Annotated in this window: 19 protein-coding genes; 4 read left to right on the top strand and 15 right to left on the bottom strand. The window is 71.7% G+C overall.

Annotation, left to right across the window (positions count from 1 at the left end):
* Nucleotides 1-2,841 (bottom strand): excinuclease ABC subunit UvrA, encoded by a 2,841-nt coding sequence (gene uvrA, locus AW271_RS27000; protein ID WP_062340400.1) that lies wholly within the window; start codon nt 2,839-2,841, stop codon nt 1-3.
* 147 nt (nt 2,842-2,988) lie between these two features.
* Between uvrA and AW271_RS27005 the strand changes: the two genes are divergently transcribed.
* Both AW271_RS27005 and AW271_RS27010 read left to right on the top strand, forming a co-directional pair.
* Nucleotides 2,989-3,690: a maleylpyruvate isomerase N-terminal domain-containing protein gene (locus AW271_RS27005; protein WP_062340401.1), complete on the top strand. Its 702-nt coding sequence runs from the start codon at nt 2,989-2,991 to the stop codon at nt 3,688-3,690.
* Nucleotides 3,691-3,694: 4 nt separating this feature from the next.
* A complete protein-coding gene (locus AW271_RS27010; protein ID WP_062340402.1) occupies nt 3,695-4,333 on the top strand; it encodes an MBL fold metallo-hydrolase in 639 nt (212 codons plus the stop codon).
* Here AW271_RS27010 and AW271_RS27015 read toward each other — a convergent pair whose 3' ends face one another.
* The 14 genes from AW271_RS27015 to AW271_RS40135 form a co-directional block, all read right to left on the bottom strand.
* Nucleotides 4,334-4,606, bottom strand: coding sequence for a hypothetical protein (locus AW271_RS27015; RefSeq protein WP_062340403.1), 273 nt, complete (start codon nt 4,604-4,606; stop codon nt 4,334-4,336).
* Between the two features lie 28 nt (nt 4,607-4,634).
* Nucleotides 4,635-5,465 (bottom strand): CDP-diacylglycerol--serine O-phosphatidyltransferase, encoded by an 831-nt coding sequence (pssA, locus tag AW271_RS27020; protein WP_062340404.1) that lies wholly within the window; start codon nt 5,463-5,465, stop codon nt 4,635-4,637.
* On the bottom strand, nt 5,452-6,084 hold the full coding sequence (locus tag AW271_RS27025; protein ID WP_062340405.1) for a phosphatidylserine decarboxylase: 633 nt from the start codon (nt 6,082-6,084) through the stop codon (nt 5,452-5,454). The genes pssA and AW271_RS27025 overlap by 14 nt, the downstream gene beginning before the upstream one ends.
* Nucleotides 6,085-6,224: 140 nt before the next feature.
* Nucleotides 6,225-7,211, bottom strand: coding sequence for a TerC family protein (locus AW271_RS27030; RefSeq protein ID WP_062340406.1), 987 nt, complete (start codon nt 7,209-7,211; stop codon nt 6,225-6,227).
* A gap of 245 nt (nt 7,212-7,456) precedes the next feature.
* Entirely contained in the window at nt 7,457-8,473 is a 1,017-nt protein-coding gene (locus AW271_RS27035) for a glycosyltransferase family 4 protein (RefSeq protein ID WP_062340407.1), read from the bottom strand.
* A complete protein-coding gene (gene murJ / locus AW271_RS27040) occupies nt 8,470-10,038 on the bottom strand; it encodes a murein biosynthesis integral membrane protein MurJ (protein ID WP_062340408.1) in 1,569 nt (522 codons plus the stop codon). The genes AW271_RS27035 and murJ overlap by 4 nt, the downstream gene beginning before the upstream one ends.
* On the bottom strand, nt 10,035-10,883 hold the full coding sequence (locus AW271_RS27045) for a hypothetical protein (protein ID WP_062340409.1): 849 nt from the start codon (nt 10,881-10,883) through the stop codon (nt 10,035-10,037). The genes murJ and AW271_RS27045 overlap by 4 nt, the downstream gene beginning before the upstream one ends.
* 16 nt (nt 10,884-10,899) lie before the next feature.
* Entirely contained in the window at nt 10,900-11,916 is a 1,017-nt protein-coding gene (locus tag AW271_RS27050) for a copper transporter (protein ID WP_062340410.1), read from the bottom strand.
* On the bottom strand, nt 11,913-13,118 hold the full coding sequence (gene steA / locus AW271_RS27055; RefSeq protein ID WP_439649008.1) for a putative cytokinetic ring protein SteA: 1,206 nt from the start codon (nt 13,116-13,118) through the stop codon (nt 11,913-11,915). Before steA ends, AW271_RS27050 begins: the two co-directional genes overlap by 4 nt.
* A gap of 474 nt (nt 13,119-13,592) precedes the next feature.
* The gene (gene recN, locus AW271_RS27060; protein WP_062340411.1) at nt 13,593-15,311 is read right to left on the bottom strand and encodes a DNA repair protein RecN; all 1,719 of its coding nucleotides are present in this window, start codon (nt 15,309-15,311) and stop codon (nt 13,593-13,595) included.
* Nucleotides 15,312-15,387: 76 nt separating this feature from the next.
* Complete coding sequence (locus tag AW271_RS27065) at nt 15,388-16,293, bottom strand: NAD kinase (RefSeq protein ID WP_062340412.1); 906 nt, start codon at nt 16,291-16,293, stop codon at nt 15,388-15,390.
* The gene (locus tag AW271_RS27070) at nt 16,290-17,102 is read right to left on the bottom strand and encodes a TlyA family RNA methyltransferase (RefSeq protein WP_062340413.1); all 813 of its coding nucleotides are present in this window, start codon (nt 17,100-17,102) and stop codon (nt 16,290-16,292) included. The genes AW271_RS27065 and AW271_RS27070 overlap by 4 nt, the downstream gene beginning before the upstream one ends.
* A gap of 40 nt (nt 17,103-17,142) precedes the next feature.
* A complete protein-coding gene (locus AW271_RS27075; RefSeq protein ID WP_062340414.1) occupies nt 17,143-17,406 on the bottom strand; it encodes a hypothetical protein in 264 nt (87 codons plus the stop codon).
* A 136-nt stretch (nt 17,407-17,542) separates the two neighbouring features.
* Nucleotides 17,543-17,770 carry a hypothetical protein gene (locus AW271_RS40135; RefSeq protein WP_062340415.1) on the bottom strand — a complete coding sequence of 76 codons (228 nt, stop codon included), beginning with the start codon at nt 17,768-17,770 and terminating at the stop codon, nt 17,543-17,545.
* On the opposite strand from AW271_RS40135, the gene AW271_RS27085 reads away from it, so the two are divergent.
* Together AW271_RS27085 and AW271_RS27090 are read left to right on the top strand one after the other, a co-directional pair.
* Entirely contained in the window at nt 17,769-18,836 is a 1,068-nt protein-coding gene (locus AW271_RS27085) for a hypothetical protein (RefSeq protein WP_157554660.1), read from the top strand. The genes AW271_RS40135 and AW271_RS27085 overlap by 2 nt on opposite strands.
* 297 nt (nt 18,837-19,133) lie before the next feature.
* On the top strand, nt 19,134-19,481 hold the full coding sequence (locus tag AW271_RS27090; protein ID WP_062340417.1) for an SCP2 sterol-binding domain-containing protein: 348 nt from the start codon (nt 19,134-19,136) through the stop codon (nt 19,479-19,481).
* Nucleotides 19,482-20,179: the final 698 nt, after the last annotated feature.

Here is a 20,179-nt window from a genome sequence, read left to right on the forward strand (position 1 = left end):
TTACAGGTCGAGGATCTTTCGCAGGAACACCCCGGTGTGGCTGCCGTCGACCAGCGCGACGTCTTCGGGGGTGCCGGTCGCGACCACCTTGCCGCCGCCCGAACCGCCCTCGGGGCCCATGTCGATCACCCAGTCGGCCGTCTTGATGACGTCGAGGTTGTGCTCGATCACGATGACCGTGTTCCCGGCGTCGACCAGCCGCTCCAGCACGCCCAGCAGCCGCCGGATGTCCTCGAAGTGGAGGCCGGTGGTCGGCTCGTCGAGCACGTAGATCGTGCGGCCCGTCGAGCGCCGCTGGAGCTCGGAGGCGAGCTTCACGCGCTGGGCCTCGCCGCCCGACAGGGTGGTGGCCGGCTGCCCGAGACGGACGTAGCCGAGGCCGACGTCGTTGAGGGTGCGCAGGTGGCGGCTGATGGCGGGGATGGCCTCGAAGAAGTCGAGCGCCTCCTCGATCGGCATGTCGAGGATCTCGGCGATCGTCTTGCCCTTGTAGTGGACCTCCAGCGTCTCCCGGTTGTAGCGGGCGCCGTGGCAGACCTCGCAGGGGACGTAGACGTCGGGCAGGAAGTTCATCTCGATCTTGATGGTGCCGTCGCCCGCGCACGCCTCGCAGCGCCCGCCCTTGACGTTGAAGCTGAACCGGCCCTGCTGGTAGCCCCGGATCTTGGCCTCGGTGGTCTGCGCGAACAGCTTGCGGACGTGGTCGAACACCCCGGTGTAGGTGGCCGGGTTGGAGCGCGGGGTGCGCCCGATCGGCGACTGGTCGACGTGGACGACCTTGTCGAGCTGGTCGACGCCGTTCACCCGCGAGTGCCGCCCCGGCACGGTCTTCGCGCCGTGCAGCTCCTTGGCCAGCGCGTTGTAGAGGATGTCGTTGACCAGCGTCGACTTGCCCGACCCGGACACCCCGGTCACGGCGGTGAAGACGCCGAGCGGGAACTCGACGTCGATGCCGCCGAGGTTGTGCTCCCGGGCGCCCTTGACCACGAGCTGGCGCTTGCGGTCGCGCTTGCGGCGCTTCTTCGGCACCGCGATGGACCGCCGGCCCGACAGGTAGGCGCCGGTCAGCGACTCCTCGCTGGCCAGCAGTTCCTCGACGGTGCCCGAGACGACCACCTGGCCGCCGTGCTCGCCCGCGCCGGGGCCGATGTCGACCACCCAGTCGGCCGCCGCGATGGTGTCTTCGTCGTGCTCGACGACGATCAGGGTGTTGCCCATGTCGCGCAGCCGGATCAGGGTCTCCAGCAGGCGCATGTTGTCACGCTGGTGGAGGCCGATCGAGGGCTCGTCCAAGACGTAGAGGACACCCACCAGACCCGAGCCGATCTGGGTGGCGAGCCTGATGCGCTGGGCCTCGCCGCCGGCCAGGGTGCCGGCGGCCCGGTTGAGGGTCAGGTAGTCGAGGCCGACATCGAGCAGGAAGCCCAGGCGGGCGTTGATCTCCTTGACCACCCGCTCGGCGATGTGCATGTCGCGCTCGGAGAGCTTGAACCCCGACAGGAACTTGGCGCACTCGCCGATCGACAGGGCCGCGACCTCGGCGATCGACGAACCGCCGACGGTCACCGCGAGCGAGACCGGCTTCAGTCGGCGGCCCTTGCAGGCCGGGCACGGGATCTCCCGCATGTAGCCCTCGAACTTCTCCCGCACCGCGTCGCTCTCGGACTCGGCGTGGCGGCGCTGGATCCACGGGATCACGCCGTCGAAGTCGGTGTAGTAGGAGCGCTGGCGGCCGAACCGGTTGCTGTAGCGGATGTGGACCTGCTCGTCGTGGCCGTGGAGCAGGGCGTTCTGCTGGGCCTTGGTCAGCTTCTCCCACGGGGTGTCGAGGTCGAACCCGAGCGCGTTGCCCAGGCCCTCCATCAGCTTCTCGAAGTAGTCGCTGGTGTGGCCGCCCGCCCACGGAGTGAGCGCGCCGTCGCCGAGGGTCTTCTCGGGGTCGGGCACGACCAGCTCGGGGTCGACCTCCATGCGGGTGCCCAGGCCCGTGCACTCGGGGCAGGCGCCGAACGGCGAGTTGAACGAGAACGAGCGGGGCTCCAGCTCCTCGAACGACAGGTCGTCGTAGGGGCAGTAGAGGTGCTCGGAGTAGAAGCGCTCGCGGTTGGGGTCGTCGGCCTCCAGGTCGACGAAGTCGAGGGTGATCGTGCCGCCCGACAGCTGCAGCGCGGTCTCGACCGAGTCGGTCAGGCGGCGGCGGGCCGACTCCTTGACCGCCAGCCGGTCGACGATCACCTCGATGTCGTGCTTCTCGTACTTCTTGAGGGTCGGCGGCTCTTCGAGGCGGATGATCGTGCCGTCGACGCGGGCGCGGGCGTAGCCCTTGGTCTGGAGCTCGCGGAACAACTCGGCGTACTCGCCCTTGCGGCCCCGGATGACCGGCGCGAGCACCTGGAAGCGGGTGCCCTCCTCCAATTCCAGGACGCGGTCGACGATCTGCTGCGGGGTCTGCCGGGCGATCGGCCGGCCGCAGGTCGGGCAGTGGGGCTTGCCGATGCGGGCCCACAGGAGCCGCAGGTAGTCGTACACCTCGGTGATCGTGCCGACGGTCGAGCGGGGGTTGCGGCTGGTCGACTTCTGGTCGATCGAGACCGCGGGCGACAGGCCCTCGATGAAGTCGACGTCGGGCTTGTCCATCTGCCCGAGGAACTGCCGGGCGTAGGCCGACAGCGACTCGACATAGCGCCGCTGGCCCTCGGCGAAGATCGTGTCGAAGGCCAGGCTCGACTTGCCCGAGCCGCTCAGCCCGGTGAAGACGATCAGGGCGTCTCGGGGGAGATCGAGAGAGACGTCCTTCAAATTGTGTTCGCGCGCGCCACGCACGACGAGACGGTCAGCCACAGCGTTCCCGATGGTCGTTGGGGTCTACAGGTGTGCGTCGGGCAGGCTATCCGCCGCCACCGACAAAAACCGGCCGGGCCGGTCTCCCCCTGCTCATCCAGAGTATGCAGGCGGTCAAACCCGTGTCCCGTGGACCAGGATGAAGCCATGTCCCTTCTTGACGACTACCGGGCCGAGCTCCAGGCCGCCGACGCCCGGCTGATCTCGACCGTGGCCGCCCTGTCCGGCGAGGAGATGCGCGCCCCCTCGGCGCTGCCCGGGTGGAGCCGGGGCCACGTGGTCACCCACGTCGCCCGCAACGCCGACTCCCTGGTCAACCTGCTCACCTGGGCCCGCACGGGCGTGGTCACCCCGCAGTACCGCGACGCCGCCGAGCGCGACGCCGGCATCGAGGCGGGCTACGCCAGGCCCGCCGGGGAGCAGCTCGCCGACCTGGAGGAGAGCACCGCCCGCTTCGCGGCGGCCGTGGACGCGGTCCCGCACGACCGCTGGAACACCCTGATCAGCGGCACCCGCCCGCCCGAGCACCCCGCCTGGTACGTCCTGATGCGCCGCCTGCGCGAGGTCGAGATCCACCACGGCGACCTCGGCACGGCCTACACCTGGCGCGACTGGCCCGGCCGCTACGTCGACTGGGAGTGGCGCGACTCCCCCGCGCTGGTGGGCGAGCCGACGTACCGGAGCCTCACCGCGACCGACACCGGCGAGAAGATCGACGGCGCCGACGGCCCCGACCTGCGGGCCACCAAGAGGGAACTGGTCGCCTGGCTGATCGGCCGGCACACCCCCGGCGGTTTCCCGGCTCCCCCGCCCTGGATGGTCCGATCGGCCCCCGACGGCCTAGCGTGATCTCATGACCTATACGGGAGACGTGTCCAAGGGCGGCCCGGCCGACGTCCGGGAGCTGGAGAAGATCACCATCGCCAAGATGGAGGTCGGCGACTTCGGCAACAACGCCTACCTGATCCGCTGCCGCGAGACCGGCGACGGCATGCTGATCGACGCCGCCGCCGAGCCAGGGAGGATCCTGGAGCTGATCGGGCGCCAGCCCATCAGCGTGATCGTGACCACCCACCAGCACGGCGACCACTGGGGCGCCCTGGAGGAGGTCGTCAAGGCGACCGGCGCGACCGTGGTGGCGGGCCGCGAGGACGCCGCCGCGCTGCCGGTCGAGGCCCGGCCCGTCGACGGCGGCGACCGGGTGACCGTGGGCGTGACCGACCTGGAGGTGATCCACCTGCGCGGCCACACGCCCGGCTCGATCGCCCTCTACTACCCGGGCCACGTCTTCACGGGCGACTCGCTGTTCCCGGGCGGCGTGGGCAACACCCAGAAGGACGCCGAGCGGTTCACCCGGCTCTACACCGACGTCGTCGAGCGGATCTTCGACCGGTTCGACGACGACACGTGGGTCTACCCGGGCCACGGGAAGGACACCACGCTCGGGGCCGAACGCCCCGCGCTGCCCGAGTGGAAGGCGCGCGGCTGGTAGTCAGCGCGCGCCCAGCACCTTGGCGATGAGCGTGGCGGCGGCGTCGGGCTCGTCGGCGCTCTCCACCACCTCGCCCCACGACCACCGGTAGAACCAGCCGCCCTGCAGCGAGACGCAGTCGACGGTCTCGTTGAGCAGGGCGGCCTCGGGGTCGCTCACCTTCAGCGACGGCGGATCGAGCCGAAGGGTGACGGCGAAGCCGCGCTGTTCGAGCTCACGCGCCAGCTTGCCGAGGAAGTAGGACCGGGTGAGCTCACGCGGGGCGGTCGCCATACGTTCATTCAACGCCCGGCGAGGACGGCTAACCAGAGCTCGAGAGGCGCTCTTTGCGCTTGGCACGCCGGAACATGAGCACCCGCAGCGGGATCGCCGACACGATCGCGATCTGCATGATCGCGCCGACCTGGATGAGCTGGTCGCCGCCGGGCAGCCCGGCCGCCCAGATCGTGAGGCAGGCGACGTTGATCATCATCCAGCCGAGCACGACCGCCGCCAGGTTGCCCTTGGGCTTGGGGTACTCGATCCGGCTGATCATCAGGTAGGACGTGGCGAAGATGCCGAGGATCGTCCAGATCGTCGGCTGGAACAGCAGCACGATCGACACGATCGTCATGGCGCCCATGGGGATGGGCAGGCCCATGAAGTCGCCGCTCTTGGTCTTCACACAGGCGAACCGGGCCAGCCGGATGACGCCGGCGAGCAGCACCGACGCCGCGGCGGCCAAGACCAGCCACAGTGGCAGCGGGGCGTCGAAACCGCCCCAGATCACGATCATGAACGCCGGCGCGAAGCCGAAGCTGATCACGTCGGCCAGGTTGTCGAGCTCGGCGCCCATCGCCGAGGCCCGGAACCGGCGGGCCACCAGCCCGTCGAACAGGTCACAGGTCGCCCCGACGAGCAGCAGCACGACGGCGGTGCCGAAGAACCGCGGGTCGGGCTCGAACTTGCCGGTCATCCTGAGCTGGTCGATCGCGCTGTACGCCAGCACGACCACCGACAGGAACCCCGACAACGCGTTGCCCAGGGAGAGCAGGTCGGCGGCCGACAGCCGGAACGCCTTGCCGACCGGCCCTATCGGTTCTTCCTCTTCTTCGACGGACCAGCCTCCGGCCCTGATATCAGGCGCGGTCAATGCGGGTCACCCCAGCCACGGTCTTGTCGCCGACGGTCACGGCGGGCTCGACGCCCTCGGGCAGGTAGAGGTCGACCCGGGAGCCCAGCCGGATCAACCCGACGCGGTCGCCCTGGGCGACCTTCGCGCCGGCCTGCAGGTAGGGGACGATTCGGCGCGCGACGGCCCCGGCGATCTGGACCATCTCGATGTCGCCGAGCGCGGTGTCGAAGTGCCACACCACACGTTCGTTCTTGTCGCTGTCCTTGTTGAACGCGGGCACGAAGCCCCCCGCGACGTGCTCGACCGAGACGACGGTCCCGGCGACGGGGGCGCGGTTGACGTGGACGTTCAGCGGGCTCATGAAGATGGCGACGCGGGTGCGGCCGTCGGTCCAGGGGTCGACGCTCTGCACGACGCCGTCGGCGGGCGAGAGCAGCCGCCCGGCGCCGGGCGAACGGTCAGGATCGCGGAAGAACCAGAGCATCCCTCCCGTGAGGGCCGTCAGCGGCACCGCCGCGAGAGCCCACTTGGGAGACCGGGCGGTCAGGACCGCGGTGACGGCCGCCGCGGCCGCTGTCGGAGCCAGCCACGGCGACACACCGCGCGCGAGCCGTACACGCGGGCGAGGACTTTCCATTTCGTTCGACACTAGGAGCCTTTGTACTCTTTTGCGACTAGAGGACGGATTTGCGACTTAAGCAGTTATGTTACCGATGCCACAGTCCCTAACCGTCCTCTTTCGCGTCAAGCGCGGCACCCCGGAGGGGTTTCGAGGCTTTAGTGGTGCTCCGCCTGCTCGGTGGCGGCGTCCTTCTCGACGGCCGGGGTGCGGCGGGACTTGATGATGCTCGCCACCGTCGTGACCACCATCGTGCCGATGATGACGCTCAGCGAGACCTGGATGGGGATCTTCGGCGCCCACTCGACGACGTCGTGCATGGCCTCGAGGATCAGCTTCGCGCCGATGAAGGCGAGGATGAACGCCAGGCCGTAGCTGAGGTAGACCAGGCGCTGCAGCAGACCGCCGAGGAGGAAGTAGAGCTGCCGCAGACCCATCAGGGCGAACGCGTTGGCGGTGAAGACGATGAACGCGTCGGTGGTCAGACCGAAGATCGCGGGGATGGAGTCGAGGGCGAACAGCAGGTCGGTGCTGCCGATGGCGATCATGACGATCAGCATCGGGGTGACCATCTTCTTGCCGTCGACCCGGACGATCATCTTGGAGCCGACGTAGTCGGGGGTGGTCGGGAACGCCCGGCGCGCGTAGCGCAGCAGGATGTTCTCGTCGAAGTCCTCTTCGCTCTTGTTGTGGTCGCGGATCATCGTGTACGCGGTGTAGAGGAGGATCGCGCCGAACACGTAGAAGAGCCAGTGGAAGGAGTTGAGGGCGGCGGCGCCGACGACGATGAAGAAGCCGCGCATGACCAGCGCTATCAGGATGCCGATCGTCAGCACCTTGTGCTGGTAGGCCTTCGGCACCGCGAACCTGGACATGATGATGAAGAACACGAACAGGTTGTCGATGCTCAGGCTGTATTCGGTGATGTAACCGGCGAAGAACTCACCCGACTGCTGAGGACCCGCGAAGATCAGCAGGCCGATCCCGAACAGCACGGCGAGCGCGACGTACAGACCCACCCAGAAGCCCGCCTGACGGAGGGAGAACTCCTTGGGCTCTCCTCTGTCGACGACCCACAGGTCGACGGCGATGACCACGAGCAGGCCGATGATGACGGCAGCCCAACCCCACACGGGAATGTCCAATTCCTTAATCCCTCCGGCGCGCGACGAAACACACTGCCGGAGGTCTCTCCCGCCCCTGGAAAAGCTCCAGACACGGACCGACGGCCCCGGGTGCTGACACCGTGATGACGGGACCGTCGCGAAGGGATACTCCCCCCCAACGCGAACAGTATAGAGACCCGCCCCAAGGGCTACTGAACCCCAGGGGCAGGTTTCCTGAACGAATTATTCCTCTCAACCCGGAACAAGCCCGGGTGATTCCCCGCTCAGCCGTAGTTCTTCAAGGCCGCGTCGACCGCGTCGGCCTCGTCGGGCAGCGCCCTTCCCCGGGCCAGGGCAGCGGCCGACAACTCCTCGGCGAGCTCCGCGTCGAGCAGCAGCCGCACCAGCTCCGCCCACAACCGCCCGTGGTCGCCGGACGGGACCAGCAGCCCCGCCTCTCCCACCATCGAGGGGACGCCGCCCACGGCGAAGCCCACGACGGGCACCCCGGCCCGCAGCGCCTCCTGGACGGTCAGCGGCTGTCCCTCCCACCGGCTCGGCACCACCAGGGCGGTCGCCGCCCGCAGCAGCGCGGCCACGTCGTCGCGCGGGCCGAGCAGGATCACGGGGAGGTTCTCCCGGGTGATGCGCTCCTGGAGCGCGCCGTGCAGCGGCCCCTCGCCCGCGACGCCGAAGACAACGTCCTCCGGATAGGGACCGGCCGCCGCGTCGAGCAGCACCTCCAGCCCCTTCTGCTGGGCCAGCCGCGCCACGGTCAGCAGCACCCTCTTCCCGCCGAACTCGGTGGTGGCGGGCAGGTCGGCCAGCGGCGGCGCGGGCACCACGGCCGGGCCGACCGCCCGCGCGCCGAGCGCCGTCATGCGCTCGCACAGGTCGGGCGAGACCCCCAGGACCACGTCGGCCCGCCGGGCCACCACCCGTTCGAGGGTCGCGTAGACCGCGCCGACCGCGCCCCCGGCGGTGACCGCGTTGTGCAGCGTCACCACGAGCCGGCGCGGCCGGGCCAGCGCGGCCAGGGCGCCGGCCCGCAGCCCGTGGGCGTGCACGACGTCGGCCGGGATCCGGCGCAGCGCCGCCACCGTCCGGGCGTCGTTCACCGGGTGGGGCCGGTCGGAGACCGGGATCTCGGCGAAAGTCTGGGTGAAGCCGAACCGGTCGCGGGTCTCGGCCGGGCCGGCCACGACGACCTCGTGCCCCCGGGCCGCGAAGCCGTCGGCGAGGGTGCGCACGTGGCGGCCCACTCCCCCGGCGCTGGTGCCGAGGGTCAGCAGGATCTTCACCGTCTGATCACTTCCTTGAGGTCGTCGCGGTCGATCGCGGCGGCGACCGCCCCGCCGAATCCGGCCGCCACGATCCCGGCCAGGCCCGCCACCAGCACACTGCCCCACAGGCCGGGGGCGCCGAGCAGCCAGACGACGGCCCACCCGGCCGCCGCCCCCGTCACGCCCCCGGCGACCGCCGCGAGCACGGCCCGGGTGAGCCCCTCCAGCGGGCCGTACGCCCGTCTGACCGCCATCAGCAGCAGGACGCCCGCGGTGGTCATCCCGATCGTGCCGCCCAGGCCGAGGGCGCCGACCGCCCAGTCGTCGGGCAGGGCGAGCACCAGGGCGACCTGGGCGACGATCGCCACGAGCCAGCCGATGACCTGGTCGCGCGCGGCCGGACGGCCGTGGCCGCCCGCGTACAGGACGCGGGACAGGTGGGCCATCAGGCCGTAGCCGACCAGGCCGGGGGCGAAGGCCGCGATGCCGAGCGCCAGCTGATCGGGGGGCACGTCGGACTTGGTCGTCAGGAACACCTCGGCGACCGGGACGGCCACCGCGACCAGCGCGCCCGCCGCCAGGCCGGAGATGAGGACCACCGCCCGGGTGGTGCGGGCGGCCAGTTCGGCGAACGCCCGCCGGTCGCCGGCCTCCCAGCGCGCCGACAACACGGGGAACGCGCTGGTGGCGATGGGGACGGCGAGGACGGCGTACGGGACCAGGTAGACGGCCCACGCGTAGTTGTAGGCGGCCAGCCGCCCCGCGCCGCCCTCGTTGGCCAGCCTGACCACCACGGCCATCGCGGCCTGCTGGGCGAGCAGGGCGCTCAGCCCGGCCGCCGCCAGGCGCTTGACCTGGGGCGCGACCCCGGGCGGGAAACTCAGCGTCGGCCGCCAGCGCAGGCGCAGGCGGGCCACCGGCCCCACCACGGTGAGCACCAGGGCCAGCACGCCGAGGGTGGTGCCGACCGAGAGCACGAGCTCGGCCGCGCGGGGCAGCCCGGCGACGTCGACCGTGCCGCCCAGCGGGACGAACGCCAGGTAGGCCGCGATGACCACGACACTCGACACGAGCGGGGCCAGCGCGGGCCCGGCGAAGCGCCGGTGGGCCTGCAGGACCCCGTAGAGGACGACCGCCAGACCGTACAGGAGAATCTGCGGCGCGAAGACGACGAGCATGTGCGCGGCGAGCACCACGACGTCCCCGGCGTCGCACCCGGCCAGCGCGCCGGGCACGAACAGCCCCACGACGGGGCCGGCGAACAGCGCGGCCAGCACGCTCAGCGGCACCAGCAGCACGACGACCCAGGTCAGCAGCCCCGACGCGATGCGCCCTGCGGTCTCGCGGTCGCCCCGCTCGGCCGCGCCCGCGAGCACCGGCACGACCATGCCCGCCAGCGCGCCGCCGACGACGATCTCGAAGATCAGGTTGGGCACCGCGTTCGCGGTGAAGTAGGCCGTCGACAGGCAGCCCGTGCCCACCGTCTTGGCGAACACCAGCTGCTTGGCGAAGCCGGTGACCCGCGCCGCGATCGTGATGACGCCGATGAGCAGGGCCGCGCCCGCGACCCCCCGGGTGGTCAAGGGGTGGGCCGGGTGACCTCGGCCGGAGGCGGCACCGGGCGTCGCCCGAGCATGTCGAGCCGGTTCAGCACCGGATTACCCGCGATCACCTTGGTGAACGACACCTTCTCCGACGCGGCCGTCAGCGCCGCCACGGTGCCCAGCACGGCCAGCCGCCCCGGCCGCCCCAGCCGCTGCGCGGCGGCCAGCCCCAGCAGCGCGCCGAGCGCGTTGGCCCCGGTGTCGCCGAGCATCGCGCGTTCGGCCAGGTCGTCGGGGAGCAGCGCGGCGGCCGCCCCGAGGGGCACGGCCGCCAGCGGCGACCCGGCGAGCGGCGCCCCCGCCAACAGGCCGACCTTGATCGCCCGGCCGGGCCGCAGGTCGAACAGGTTGGCCAGGTTGGCCGACCCGGCGATCAGCAGGCCGTCGACGGCGATGTCGGCCACGTTCCGGCGGGTCAGCGCGGCGGCGGCCAGGCCGGTCGCGCCGATGCCGAGGATCTTCACCGCGCCGCTGGTGACCTGCCCCTTGCGCAGCGCGGACAGGTGGCCCTTGAAACCCTTGGAGGCGCTGGTGCCGAACACGTCGTCGTAGGCGCCGAGCGCGCCGCAGGCCACGGAGGTCAGCACCCCGGCGGCCTTCACCTTGAGAGGAAGACCGGGCGCGAGCGCCAGCGCGGCCCCCGCCCCCGCCGCGAACGCCGGGCCTTCGAGCAGCGTGACGGGCTCGCCGCGGTGGTTCACGCGGGCCCAGGTCTTCTCGTCGCCGAAGGGCTGCTTCCTGGTGAAGGTCGTGTAGGCGACCCGCGCGGCGGCCGCACCGAGCGCCGCCCCCGCCAGGGCGAGGAGCAGGGGACGTTGAGTCACGGCGGATCCTTCCGGGTCAGCCCGTGGACGAGGCCACGGGAGACGAGGTGGCTGAGGGAGTGGCGGAGGGGGTGACGGACGGCGTGATCGCGGGCACGGCCGGAGCCGGCTCGAACGCGGTCGCGCCGCTGCCGATCCCGTAGGCGCCCGACTGCCCGCCGAGCTGCTCCCGGAGCGCGTCGACCACGACGATCCGGCCCGAGGGCAGGTCGAGGGTGTCGACGCTGGAGACCTGGGAGGTCTCCTCGCCCGAGTCGAGCAGCGCGGCGATGACGCCGCCGGTCGCCGAGGCGGCGGTGGTGCCGGTCATGACGGTACCGAGCCCGGCCTTGTCGAGGGCGCCCGACACCGAAACGATCGCCCCGTTCATGGTCTCGGCGGTCTCGCCCTCGTAGGGCAGCGCGGGCGCGACCACGATCGCCAGGGTCGCCCGGTCGGCCGGCTCGCCGGAGACCGCGATGAAGCCGCCCTCCTGGAAGGCCGACAGCACGGTCGAGGCAGCCGTGTTGACGGTGCCCGCCTGCGGCCGCATGTTCGTCACGAGCGCGGCGGCCAGCACGGTGCCCGCCTTGTCGTAGGGCGTCGCGCCCTCGGGGAAGGCCGCCCCGGCCGGGGCGAGCTGGGTCGCCAGGCCGTCGACGACCCCGGCCTGCTCGGCCTCCAGGAAGCCCTCGGTCAGCGACACCCGGCCCGTGTAGGTCGCCCCCGCCAGTTCGAGCACCTCGCGCAGCGGGTCGCGCAGCGCCGTGGGCGCGCCCGGCGCCTCGACGACCACGACGCGCTCGCCCGCCAGGTCGCGCTCGACCAGTTCGGCGGTGGCGGAGGCGACGAAGGTGTTGTTGCCGTCTTCGCGGGCCTGCTGCGCGGCCATCTCGGCCTGCAGGGTCAGGTTGTTCTTCTTCAGGGTCTCGGCGGTCACCTGCGTCGATTCGATGATCGGATCCTGGATGACGGTGCTGCCGAGCACGATGCCCACGGTCAGCGCCAGGAAGATCGCCACGATGGAGACGAGGTGATAGCGAAAATCGATCACGAGAAGAGTCCGACCACCCAGAATATGAAGCCGTTCCAGACGTCCTGCGCCCCGTCGAGCCAGATCTTGCCGACCGGCGAGACGAACAGCACCACGCCGATCGTCACGATGGTGGTGGCCACGAGAAGGAGCAGCGACGCCGCGGAGATGCGGCTGCGATAGAGCCTGCTGACGCCCTTGGCGTCGATGAGCTTGCTGCCCAGCCGGAGCCGGGTGAGGAAGGTGCTGGCCATGCCCGCCCGCCCCTTGTCGAGGAACTCGACGAGCGTGGCGTGGGTGCCGACCGCGACGATGAGCGACGCGCCCTTCTCGTCGGCCAGCAGCATCGCGATGTCCTCGCTGGTCGCGGCGGCCGGGAAGACCACGGCGTCGCGCCCCAGCTTGCGCACCCGGTCGAGCCCGGGGGCCCGGCCGTCGGGATAGGCGTGGACGACGAGCTCGGCGCCGCCGGTCAGCGCGTCGTCGGACACCGAGTCGAAGTCGCCGACGATGATGTCGGGCCGGTAGCCGGCCTCGCGCAGCGCGTCGGCGCCGCCGTCGACGCCGATCATGACCGGCCGGTATTCGCGGATGTAGGGCCGCAGGGCCGCGATGTCTTCTTTGTAGTGGTAACCGCGGACCACGATCAGGACGTGCCGCCCGTCGAGCTTGGTGCGGATGTCGGGCACGCCCACGCCGTCGATGAGCAGATCGCGCTCACGGCGCACGTATTCCATGGTGTTCACGGTGAACGCCTCGATCTGCACCGACAAGCCCGCGCGGGCCTCGACCATCGCGGCCTCGACCGCCTCGGCGGTCATCACCTCGCCCTTGCCGGCGATCTCGTCGTCGACGTAGACGACGCCGTCGCAGACGCGCACGGTGTCACCGTCGCGCACCTTCTCGAACAGTTCGGGCGTCGCGTTGTCGACCAGGGTCACCCCGGCCTCGAGCAGGATCTGCGGCCCCAGGTTGGGGTAGCGGCCGGAGACGCTGGCCGCGACGTTGACCACCACGGACACGCCGCACGCGACGAGGGCCTCCGCGCTGACCCGGTCGATGTCGACGTGATCGATGATCGCGACTTCCCCCGGGCGAAGGCGTTTGGTGAGCCTCTTGGTGCGCCGGTCGATGCGCGCCGTCGCAGTCACCCCGGGAAGGACACTGACCTTCCGGCGGCGGAGGCCTGGAACCCTGACGCTCGAGACCTTCATCGGGACCATCCTGCCAGAGGCGACGACCATGACGGCCCGACACCCCGGCACCCGCCAGCTTTGTCGCCACCCTGCCCTCATGCTGCCGTCCCCCATGTCGCCATCCGGCCTTGTCCGGGCACGATGCCCTCATCTGCCCAGAACACGAACCGATGTCACCAGTCGCGGGAAGCGTTTCCGGACGCCCGGCCCCACGCCCCCGCGTGCCCGGCATCCGTCGTGACTCCAGCCTGGCCGACTTTGCTGAGATTCGCTGACAAGTTTCCGATATGTGATGTGATCCGCTCTCCCGCCGCCCGGGCTGAGCTGCTCTTTCGCTTCCGTTACGGCTCCGCCTGCCACGGCCCCGACCACCGTCGCCCATCGCGCCGCATCCGGCGCCAACCCCCGCTCGGGCCGCCCGCCACGACGAGGGAAGGCCCTGGCCGCGCGTGACCGGTCTCCGGAGTCGCGCGCATCCGTGGCCGTCGGCCGCGCGGACCGTCAGCCGGCCGATTTCGCGGCGGCCGCCGTGGCCAGAAGCTCCTCCGCGTGGGCCCGGCCGAGCTCGGAGTCCTCCATGCCGGCCAGCATGCGGGCCAGCTCGCGTTTGCGGGCCTCGCGGTCGAGGGTGACCACGCCGCTGCGCACCACGCTGCCGTCGCTGTCCTTCTCGACCACGAGGTGCTGGTCGGCGAAGGCCGCCACCTGGGGCAGGTGGGTCACCACGATGACCTGGGCGGTGCGGGCCAGCTTGGCCAGCCGCCGCCCGATCTCCACGGCCGCCTTGCCGCCGACGCCCGCGTCGACCTCGTCGAAGACGAACGTCGGCACCGGGTCGGCGCCGGCGAACACGACCTCGATGGCCAGCATGACGCGGCTGAGCTCGCCCCCCGACGCGCCCTTGTTCAGCGGCAGCGGCGGCGACGCCGGGTGGGGCGCCATGCGCAGCTCGACCTCGTCGACCCCCGACGGGCCGAAGTCGCCGCTCGACTCGATCACGACGGCGACCCGGGCGTGGGGCATCGCCAGGGCGGTCAGCTCCTCGGTCACCGCGACCGCGAAACGTTCGGCGGCGGCCTCGCGGATGCGGGTCAGCTCACCGGCCAGCTCGCCGAGCCGGGCGGTCAGCTCCTCGTGTTCGCGGGTCAGCTCGCCGATGCGATCGTCGTCGCCGTCGAGCTCGCCGACGCGGACGGCCGCCCGCTCGGCCCAGGCCAGCACCTCGGCGACGTCGGCGCCGTACTTGCGGGTCAGCCCGTTGAGCAGGGAACGGCGTTCGTGCACGATCGACAACCGCTGGGGGTCGGCCTCGACCGACTCGGCGTAGGCGGCCAGCTCGGTCGCGACGTCGTTGAGCAGGTAACCGGCCTCGGCCAGCCGCTCGGCGAGCCCGGCGAGGGCCGGGTCGTAGTCGCGGGCCGACTCGACCGCCGAGCGCGCCTGCCCGATCAGCGACACCGCGTCGGGGGCCGCCTCCGGCCCCGACATCGGGTCGCCCAGCAAAGCGGTGTGGGCGGTCGTCGCGGCCGTGCGGAGGGTGTCGGCGTGGGTGAGCCGCTCGGCCTCCTCCTTCAGCTCGGCGTCTTCGCCGGCCAGGGGGGCGACCTTCTCGATCTCCTCCAGGCCGAACCGCAGCACGTCAGCCTCCTGGGCGCGTTCGCGGGCCCGGCCGGTCAGCTCGGCGAGCAGGTCGCCGACCTGCTTGTGGCGCTTGTAGGCCTGCTCGTAGGCGCGCAGCGGCTTGACGAGTTCGTCTCCGGCGTAGCGGTCGAGCGCGGCGCGCTGACGGCCCGGCTGCAGGAGCCGCTGCTGGTCCATCTGCCCGTGGACGGCCACCAGGTCGTCGGCCAGGAACGTGAGGGTCCCGACCGGGACGGTGCGCCCGCCGAGCCAGGCCCGCGACCGGCCCTCGGAGGAGACGGTGCGGGAGATGATGAGCTCCCCGCCGTCGACCTCGCCGCCGATGTCGAGCACCTGCTGGGCGGCCCGGCCGCCCGGATCGACGACGAGCGTGCCCTCGACGGTCGCCTTGTCGGCCCCCGGCCGGACCCGCGCGGGGTCGGCCCGGCCGCCGAACAGCAGCCCCAGGCCGGTCACCACCATGGTCTTGCCGGCGCCCGTCTCACCCGTGACAACGGTGAAACCGGGTGACAACTCGAGGACGGCCTCGTCGATGACACCCAGCCCCCGGATGCGGACCTCCTCGACCCTCGGCCGCACTGGTCCCTCCCGTTCAACGTCAATGTCGCAAGCGATCCTACGCGCAACTCGCCAAGATTTTCGAGTCGCCGGAACCTCAGGCGGGCCTGGCGCGGCCGCGCCATCCCTCTACCGGCAGGCCGAACTTGGCGACCAGCCGGTCGGTGAACGGGACGCCCGTGGAGTCGACGCCGAGCATGCGCGCGAGGCGTACCGGATGGGTGCCCTTGCGGACCTCCACCCGCGCGCCCGGCGGCAGGTCGAAGCGGCGGCGGCCGTCGCACCACAACTCACCCGGGTGTGTCGTCGACAGCAGCTCGATCGCGATCGAGCTGGTCGGGGCCACCACGAGAGGCCGCGCGAACAGCGCGTGGGCGCTGTTGGGCACCACCAGCAGCGCCTCGACCTGAGGCCACACGACGGGCCCTCCGGCGGAGAACGCGTAGGCGGTCGACCCGGTCGAGGTGGCGCAGATGACGCCGTCGCAGCCCCACCGGGACAGCGGATGCCCGTCGATCTCGGCCACGACCTCGAGCATGCGGTCGCGCTTCTCCACCGACGCCTCGTTGAGCGCCCACGTGCGCGCCAGCACGCTGCCGTTGCGGACGGTCACGTCGAGGGTCATGCGCTCCTCGACCTCGAACCGCCCGTCGACGACCCGGTCGACGACGACGTGGAGGTCCTCCACCTCGGCCTCGGCGAGGAAGCCGACGTGCCCGAGGTTGACCCCCAGCAGCGGCACCCCCGTCGGCCGGGAGATCTCGGCGGCCCGCAGGAGCGTTCCGTCGCCGCCCAGGACGATGATGATCTCGGCGCCGAAGGCGGCCCGCTCGTCGGCCGGGACGACCTCGACGCCCGTGCGGGCGACGTCGTCGGCCTCGTCGGCCAGCACCCGGACCGTCAGCCCTTCTTTGAGCAGCCGGTCGATGACCAGCCGGGCGCTCTCGACCGCGGCGTCACGCCCGGTGTGGGTGGTGATCAGGACCGATCGCCTGTCGCTCATCGGGGCCCCTCCTCGACGGCACGCGCGACGGCGGCGGCCACGTCGCCGACCGCCTCGTGACCCGGCCCCTTCCCGAGCCGGATCAGGTATTCCACATTGCCCGAAGGCCCCGGCAGCGGACTGGCCGTCACGCCCTTGACCGTGAGCCCCAGCCGCGCCGCCGCGGCGGCGGCGTCGCGCACCGCCTCGGCCCGCAGTTCGGGATCGCGGACGACCCCTCCGGCGCCCACCCGTTCCTTGCCCACCTCGAACTGCGGCTTGACCAGCATGACCAGCTCGCCGCCCTCGGCCAGGCAGGCGGTCAGCGCGGGCAGCACCAGCCGCAACGAGATGAACGACAGGTCGCCGACGACGAGCGTGGGCGGCTCCCCGACCATCTCGGGGGTGAGGTCGCGGACGTTCACCCGCTCCATCACGGTGACCCGTTCGTCGGTGCGCAGCGACCAGGCCAGCTGCCCGTATCCGACGTCGACCGCCAGCACGTGGGCGGCCCCCCGCCGCAGCAGCACGTCGGTGAACCCGCCGGTCGACGCGCCCGCGTCGAGGCAGCGCCGCCCCGTGACGTCGAGGTCGGCGAAGACGTCGAGGGCGCCGATGAGCTTGTGCGCCCCCCGGGAGACGTAGTCGGGCCCTTCCGCGGCCTCGGCGACGACGATCGGGGCGGCGGTGTCGACCTGCGTGGCCGCTTTGGAAGCGGGCCGGCCACCGATGGTGACCCGGCCCGCCTCGATGAGCTGGGCGGCCTGCTCCCGCGAGCGGGCCAGCTTGCGCCGCACCAGCTCGCTGTCGAGACGGCGGCGCTGACTCAACTCTCACCCCTGGCAGGGGAGGTGGTGGGGGGATTAGAGATCACGGGCGGTCGTCCACAGCGGCAAGGGTCTCCTCCAACGTGCCGAGCACCTGCTCGTACACCTCGACATGGGCCGCCACCGGCACCTCGGCGAGCCGTTCGACGGCGGCGCGGACCGCCGCCTCGGGATCGGCCTCGGCGCCGGGCGGCCGGGTGCCGGCCGGGGCAACGGCCGGCACCACGGTGATGTTCGGGGTCGCCATGACGGCGGCCTGCACCGGCACGACGGCTTCCCCACCGCCGGCCGAGTTCGTCTCGGTCATGCGCCCCCTCCGGTGTCAGATACGCGGCCCTCGCCCGAAACGCCTCACGGACACGGGCCGCGGACGCTCCGCCGCCTTGACGGTAGCGGACCGGACCGACGACGTCGCCCGCCGCCCACCCGCCCGCGCGGCGACGCTACGACTTCTTGCCGGCCTTCTTGCCCGACTTCTTGGCAAGCGCCTTCTTGGCGGCCTTCTTCCCGCCCTTACCGGGCGCCGTGCCGGCGGACACCTTGGCCGCCACGACGGCGCCGGCGTGCGAAGCCGCCCCCAGCGCCTTGGCCGCCCGCGCCGACCCGGTGGCCTTGACCATCCGGGAAGCGGCGGTCGCCGGAGTGCGGGCGGTCCCGACGGCGTGCGCCATGCGCGCGGCCATCTTCTCGGCCCGCGCGACCCGGGTGGACCCGGTGGCCTTGACGATCCGCGCGGCGGCCTTCTCGGCCTGCGCGATCCGCTGCCCGGCGACGGCCGACCCCTTACGGGCGGTCGGCCGAGGCGAAGCGGACCGACGGGCAGCCGACGTGGCCGACCGCCCCGACGCCTTGTGCGCGCCCCCAGCCGAAGCGGACCGGGAAACCGACGCGGACCGAACACCCGACGCCTTCCGCACCGCCCCAGCCGCCGCCGAACGGGAGGCAGCCGCCTTACGCGCAGAACCGGCCGACGCCGACGCCCTCCGCTTCGACCCAGCCGCCGCCGAACGCGAGGCAGCCGCCTTACGCGCGGAACCGGCCGACCCGGCCGGCGCCTTCGCCGAACCCGCTGCCCGGGCGGCAGACGCCCTGCGAACGGACCCCGCCCGCGACCCCGCCGCCGACGCGCCCGAACGGGACGCCGACGCGGTGCGCGCGGACGCGGACCCCGAAGCCGCCCGCGACGCCGCCGACGCGCCGTTGAGCCCGGCCCTGGACCGCGCCGCGGCGGTACCGGCCGCCGTCGAAGCCCTGCGCGACGCGGCCGTGCAGGTGGTCGCGGCCTTGCGCGACGCCGCCTTGTGCGACGTCGCGGTGCGGGCGGTCGCGGCCTTCCGCGACGCGGCGGCGCGGGTGGTCGAAGCCTTCCGCGCCGTCCCGGAACGAGCGGCCGACGTCGTGCGCGCCGACGTCCCCGAAGCGGCCGCCTTGGCCGTGCGCTTGGCCGCCGACGCCTTCGTGGCGGTCGTCGAGGCGGCCTTCCCGGTGATGGCCGCGATCGTGCGTTCGGCCTTGGCCGCGATCCCGGTCACCCGGGCCGACACCCCGCGCGACGTCCGCGCCGAGGCCGCCTTCGCCCGGGTGACGGTGCGCGACCGCGACCCGTTGGCCCGGCTGGCCGGTTTCAGACGTCCCTGCAGCTCGCGGACCTGCGACCGCAGCCGGTCGACCTCGTCCTTGCGCGCGAGGTCGAACACCCCGAGCACCTGGTCGGCCCCCGACCGGACCATCTGCTGAATCCCCGTCGACGACCGCCCGGACCGGGACGACCGAGACGACGACCGCCGCGCCTTGGCCGACCGCGACGAATCCGTGTCGAGCAGGTCGACGACGGCGGCCCGAGCGTTGTTCGTGGCCGTCTCGGTGAGTGACGTGGCCATCTGTACGATGCCACGCAGCGTGTGGAACACCATGCGAACCCCCTTGTCACCTGACACGCCCCCACGTGTCAGATTTCGCGTAGTACTCAGGTTGAACGCTACCGTCCGTTGGTAGATGGGCATTTGACCGGTCCTGGCTTAAGGGGGATGACGCATGGCGACGATCGAAGAATGCCGTGCCGCATTGGACAAATTGGGCGAGCAGTTCCACGAGATCAGCGACGAGGACCGCGCCAAACATGTCGTCGAGCGCCGGCTCCAATGCCGCATCTCCGACCTGAACGTCACCTTCTACGGCCGCATTCACCGCGAAGGCCTCGACCCCTTCACCGAGATCCCCCCGGCCGACGGCCGCCCCGCCGAAGTGAAACTCACCCTGGGCAGCGAAGACCTCATCGCCCTCGTCAAGGGCGAACTCGACATGGCAAGAGCCCTTTTCGGCGGCAGAGTCAAAATCGACGCGAGCCTCGGCGACCTCCTCCGCCTCCGCCGCCTCCTCTGATCCCCCTCCCGCGCATCCCCGCGCCAGAGAGCTCTCACGACGACGAGCTGAATACAAACCCCAACTGAACCGCGCCGCCAAACATGACGGTCGAATACGAACGCATCGACTTAGACCCTTGACGAGGGGCAGCCAGAAGTGCCGGGCGCGGACTTGGGCCGGCTCGTCAGCGGTAGCCGATTGCTGACCCGCCCGGCCCGTCGTCTGCCTCGCATAGCGACGGAAACCATCCCTCATGACCTCAGCACGAAGGACAACCCCTAACCACACCTGGAAGGCTCCCACCCCACTGCGGCCAAATCGCCACGGCATTCGCCCTCCGGACACCAGTCGGCGGACCTTCCACCCAAGGCCCATGCCCCAAGTGCGACATCCGCCGTGTCACGGGCCCTCGCCGCCAGAACACAGCCGGGAAACCTCCACGCCATCGCGACGAGTCCGGCATCGCGCTCCTGTGACACCTTCGACCGGCTTTCGACTCGTGGCACGAACCGGTATCGCCTTCACGCTTCCACAACACACTCGGCCGACTTGCGACCCGTAACACCAAGCGTCGGCATCACGCTCACACCTTCGCAACGCCACCCAGTTGGCTCTTCGACCCGCTACGGCGCCCAGCCCTTCGCCACAGCCCGGCTGACTCTCAACCCATGAAGCTGACCCTGGTATCACGCCCACGCCTTCGCAGTGCCACTCAG

It is taken from the genome of Herbidospora sakaeratensis (assembly GCF_001570525.1).
Lineage (GTDB): Bacteria > Actinomycetota > Actinomycetes > Streptosporangiales > Streptosporangiaceae > Herbidospora > Herbidospora sakaeratensis.